This is a genomic window from Stieleria sp., from assembly GCF_041595215.1.
Taxonomy (GTDB): Bacteria; Planctomycetota; Planctomycetia; order Pirellulales; family Pirellulaceae; genus Stieleria; species Stieleria magnilauensis.
Map to the genome: position 1 here is coordinate 1 of NZ_JBFHKV010000781.1, position 4,276 is coordinate 4,276.

Genomic DNA, 4,276 nt, shown 5'->3' on the forward strand with positions numbered 1-4,276 from the left:
AGAATTGTTCTCGGGCGCTTTCCAGCATGTCCAAATTGACGTTGCAAACGGGACGAAAGCTGCCGCGTTCGACCAGAATCGCTTTGGGGTAAAAGAACTCCGACGGCTGCAAGACTTCTCCGCTGGCTGCGAACATGGCCGCACCGCTCAAACCGAGCTCGACCAGTTTCAGACTCATCAAGCGGTTGTCGACGTGGCGGAACGCGATGCCGGAGAACTCGATCATGTCGATTTCGATCCGCGATGTCGACAGGCCGTCCAGCAGCGCGGCGACCAACAGTTCGGGCTCATGGTGGAGGGCAAAGGCGCCGTGGACCAGATTGACGCCGACGATGCCGAGGGCTTCCTGTTGCAGGGCCGCTTCGTCATCGAGCATGCGGACGTGGATGATGATCTGGCTGTCTTCGTCTTGGGGATGGGCCTGGAATTTGATCCCCATCCAGCCGTGGCAGGCATTGGTGCCGTGATAGTTTCTTGCCGAAACGGTATCGGCAAAGGTGAAGAACGCAGTCGTTTCACCGCGGACCTCTCGCAACCGGTCCAGATTCAACGTGTGTTCATAGTCGAGCATGGCCTGCAGACGTTCCCGACAGACGTAGCGTGAGGCCCGTCCGTAGATTGCGTCACTGACCTTCATGTCATAGGCCGACATGCTTTTGGCGATCGTGCCGGCGCCACCCCCGACGCGAAAGAACCAGCGAACGACCTCTTGTCCCGCGCCGATCTCGGCAAACGTCCCGTAGCGGCGGGGATCCAGGTTGACCTCCAAGGCTTTTTGGTGCGTGTCGAGGGGCTCGGAGTGCTGGCTGGATTGGTGGGTTCGAATCATCTGGTGGGTTCGCCGGGTTGAGTCGCGTGATGAAAAAATGCTTGCAATGAGAACATGGCTTGCAGTTTCGAGACGATCCCGAGGGATGCTCGCCCGGGGTGGTGGTTCGGGCAGAATGACGCCAAACGGTCATCATCGAGACGTCTGAAACGGAACGTCCAAGCGCGACCGGCCGTGTGGCTCCGGCGTCGTCTGTCGCTGTATCCTCTCCGCTAACGAGGACCCGCAACCGCACACTCACTTAGAGGGGGCTGATTGCCCTTCGGATGGAAAGTGTAGTATGCTGTGCAACTGAGCCGCACGCGGTGATCGCTTCGGTCGAGTCGGACGGGCAGTGAGTGGGATCGTGCTTGACTGCGAACCTGATGTCTGAGGCGACTTTGGCACACCTACTCATCTGAACACCGCTCCCGGATGATTTCCGACCGCACCTCTCTTCTCTGACGCTGGCAGATTGAAAACTCCGCCCAAAACCTCGACACTGATGTCTTGTCCTGTTCGCCCAAGGTGGTGCAGCGAACCCCGACAGGTGGGCCGGGGGCCGTCTCACGTCACCATCACTTCAACCACACTCGTCGTTCCGGGGTGACCGCATTCGATGTCTTGGCAACAACAAGTCATTTTCGTCGTTGATGACGATGAGCGTGCCCGGGAATCCGTCTGTGCGCTGGTCAGCTCGATGGGATTGGAGTCCAAAGCGTTTGCGTCGGCGGAGGACTTTTTGGAGTTCTACACCAAGGACAAGCCGGGATGCTTGGTGACGGATATCCGGATGCTGGGCATGAGCGGACTGGAGTTGCAAGCGGAATTGAATGACATGGGATCGCTGTTGCCGGTCATCGTTCTGACAGCGTTTGCGACGACACCGGTCACGGTCCAGGCGATTCAGCGCGGCGCGATCACGTTGCTGGACAAGCCGTATCTGGAAGACGATCTCTGGAACGCGATCCGCAAAGCGCTGGCACTCGATGCGAGCAAGCGTGTGGAAGAAGCGCACCGTCAAGCGATTCGGGAGCGGATCAACGAACTGACGCCGTCTGAACGCACGGTGTTGTCTTATGTGGTGGCCGGCAAGCCGAACAAGGTGATCGCGAATCGTCTTGACGTCAGCGTGCGAACGGTGGAGAACCGTCGCAGCGAGATCTACACCAAGTTGCAGGCCGAATCGGTGGTTGATCTGGTCAGGATGGTGATCGAAGCGGACATGCTGGATACCTAGTGCACCGGCCACATCGAACAGTAGCCGGCGCACGAGCGTCACGGTGACGTCGCGACGCCGAAGCCGACCGCAATCTTTGCCGTCGTTGCCTCACAAGGTCACCTCCGGCGGGTTGCGGGTTACCACATCGCTTTTCGGTTTCTGCTCTTCATCGGATCGGGTGCGATTGGCAATACTGTGCTTCATCGATGGAACGATGGTTGATGAGGGATCAACAACAATCGAGGGATCGATGACCACGATGGAACGATGATTCACCGGACGAATCTTGGTGGGGAGACTCGGGCTTCAATCTTGGAAGGAATCCGCAGAACACATGGGGCTCTTGGAGAATGTTCCGGCGGCAACGCCGGAACATTTCTCTGAGCCGCCACATCCTTCTGCGGAAAAGCGTAACGAAGCACGATGCGCGTGAGGCAGGCGCAGGTGTTGACGACACAACCCTTCCGACGGATCGGACGAGTGACCGTCAATGGGAACGGCTGGCGAATCATCGAATTCACGGGGCGAGGCAGCGTCTTTGTCGGTGATCGCAGGCAACAGGTTCGGGGCAAGAACTTGGGCTCACGTCGAGCTTTGCGTTTCACCGACGAGTGCTGCCTTTTTTTGTTTGATCGGTGAATTTCTTTCGACTGCTACAACCGCCCCAATCTTCTTTGGCGGTTCGTCCAATCACCGCTCCGCGATGGCGACGATCCAGTGGGGCAGTTTGCTGCTGTTGTTCGGCATGATGATTTAGCCGACCTCGACATCGCAACAGTGGCGTTGTATCGAGATCGCAAGGCCGCGTTGGTAACGATTCCATCGTTGTTGCTGTTCGACCCCGCACTGCGGTCCCTGGTCAAAACACTGCCCAACCCATCGACGCTGGAGTCGGTCGAAACGTTGTGGCAATGCATCAGTGAGGTTGACGCGTCGCAGCGGTTTGCGTTGACCGAACTCGCGTTATCGACGGCATGCCAATCGCAGGATTCGTCTGTCGCACAGATGCTGCTGGCGATCGACGACGGATTCCCCGAGAACTACTCGCCGCATCCGTGGAGAAACTATCGCATCTGCCGAAGATCAAGTTGAAGTTCTTGATCAATTGTTTGGTCGAATTGTTCCAATCACAGGACCGTGTCAGCGCCGATCAAGCGGCGTACCTGCGATACCTGACGGCACGCTGGAGCATTGCGACCTGCGAACCGCCGTTTTCGATGATCTCAAGATCCGCGTCCGACGCGAAGCTCTGCTTTCGTCGATAGCGCGGCAATCGAACCGGGGCAGTTGACCCGGCCCGTGCCGTCGATCGCGGTGCCCAACCGCACCGGTCCGTTCTGTTTTTCTGCAATTAATCGCGCCGTTCGTCCTTCGCGGATCCCGTGGGCTGAAGAGCTTTAGTACAACGGAGGGTGGTACATTATGCCCCATTCCTCTCGATCATTTTGAAGGCACCCTCCCATGTCTGAAACGACCCAGGATTCCGCTGACGCGCGGGACGAACAATGGCCCAGCAAAGACTCCGGCGGCGGAACTCGCAAGACGGTGCTTTATGTCTTGTTGGGGTTGATGGTCGTCGCGTTAGGGTACGACTATCTCGTGGCCCGACCGGCAGTCAACGCGGCCTACGATCAAGTCACCGAAGCCAGCATGGACGCCAACCGCAAGGGCGTCGGATTCTTGTCCAACACGGACGTTCGTGAGCTGCTGGGAAGGGAACCGGTGCAGACCTTCGAAGACGGCCGCTATCAAGTGGAAGTTTATCAGTGGCGAGGCGGGTTGATCGTCAAGCCACACAAGCTGTATACGGTCTACATGCCAAATGGCGGCGCTTGGATGTTCAATCGCCATGCGAAATTCGTCTACGAGGCATCGGGTGTCGTCAATCCCGATCGTCCGCTGGTTCCGGTCGACGACGACGAACCGCCGGCGTCGTATGACGAAGCGGAGATGTCCGGTGGCGGCGGAGGCGGTGGCCCCGGAGCGGGCGGCCCCGAGGGTGAGCGTGACGCACCGCAGCGTCCCGAAGCAGAAGGTCCGGACGACGAGGAGGCACCTGCCGAGGAGCCGGCTGAAAGCGACTCGCCGGCGCGCCCGGAACTGGAGAGCGAGTCCACGGAATAGAGCTCCGGCCACCTTTGACAATCCGCCGAAAGTTTTGGCGGCTTGCCGGGCAAACGCTCGAAAATAAGACTCACCGACCGCAGCGCGAACCCACGGATTGATTGCGCCCTGTCATCGGTGGG

The 4,276-nt window shown here is 58.7% G+C and carries 4 protein-coding genes and 1 pseudogene; 4 read left to right on the top strand and 1 reads right to left on the bottom strand.

The window, feature by feature from the left end:
• Positions 1–829 (bottom strand): annotated as a pseudogene (locus tag ABX749_RS24065) (TonB-dependent receptor); the annotation flags it as partial.
• Between the two features lie 598 nt (positions 830–1,427).
• On the opposite strand from ABX749_RS24065, the gene ABX749_RS24070 reads away from it, so the two are divergent.
• The 4 genes from ABX749_RS24070 (at position 1,428) to ABX749_RS24085 (ending at position 4,154) form a co-directional block, all read left to right on the top strand.
• The gene (locus tag ABX749_RS24070; protein ID WP_145210492.1) at positions 1,428–2,048 is read left to right on the top strand and encodes a response regulator transcription factor; all 621 of its coding nucleotides are present in this window, start codon (positions 1,428–1,430) and stop codon (positions 2,046–2,048) included.
• Positions 2,049–2,747: 699 nt separating this feature from the next.
• Positions 2,748–3,122 carry a hypothetical protein gene (locus ABX749_RS24075; RefSeq protein ID WP_372898236.1) on the top strand — a complete coding sequence of 125 codons (375 nt, stop codon included), beginning with the start codon at positions 2,748–2,750 and terminating at the stop codon, positions 3,120–3,122.
• Entirely contained in the window at positions 3,119–3,295 is a 177-nt protein-coding gene (locus ABX749_RS24080; RefSeq protein WP_372898237.1) for a hypothetical protein, read from the top strand. The genes ABX749_RS24075 and ABX749_RS24080 overlap by 4 nt, the downstream gene beginning before the upstream one ends.
• A 196-nt stretch (positions 3,296–3,491) precedes the next feature.
• A complete protein-coding gene (locus tag ABX749_RS24085; protein ID WP_372898238.1) occupies positions 3,492–4,154 on the top strand; it encodes a hypothetical protein in 663 nt (220 codons plus the stop codon).
• Positions 4,155–4,276 lie beyond the last annotated feature (122 nt).

Excerpts from the sequence above, each read along its gene's own strand:
- ABX749_RS24085 (WP_372898238.1), top strand. The coding sequence starts at position 3,492 with ATGTCTGAAACGACCCAGGATTCCGCTGACGCGCGGGACGAACAATGG.
- ABX749_RS24070 (WP_145210492.1), top strand. The coding sequence starts at position 1,428 with ATGTCTTGGCAACAACAAGTCATTTTCGTCGTTGATGACGATGAGCGT.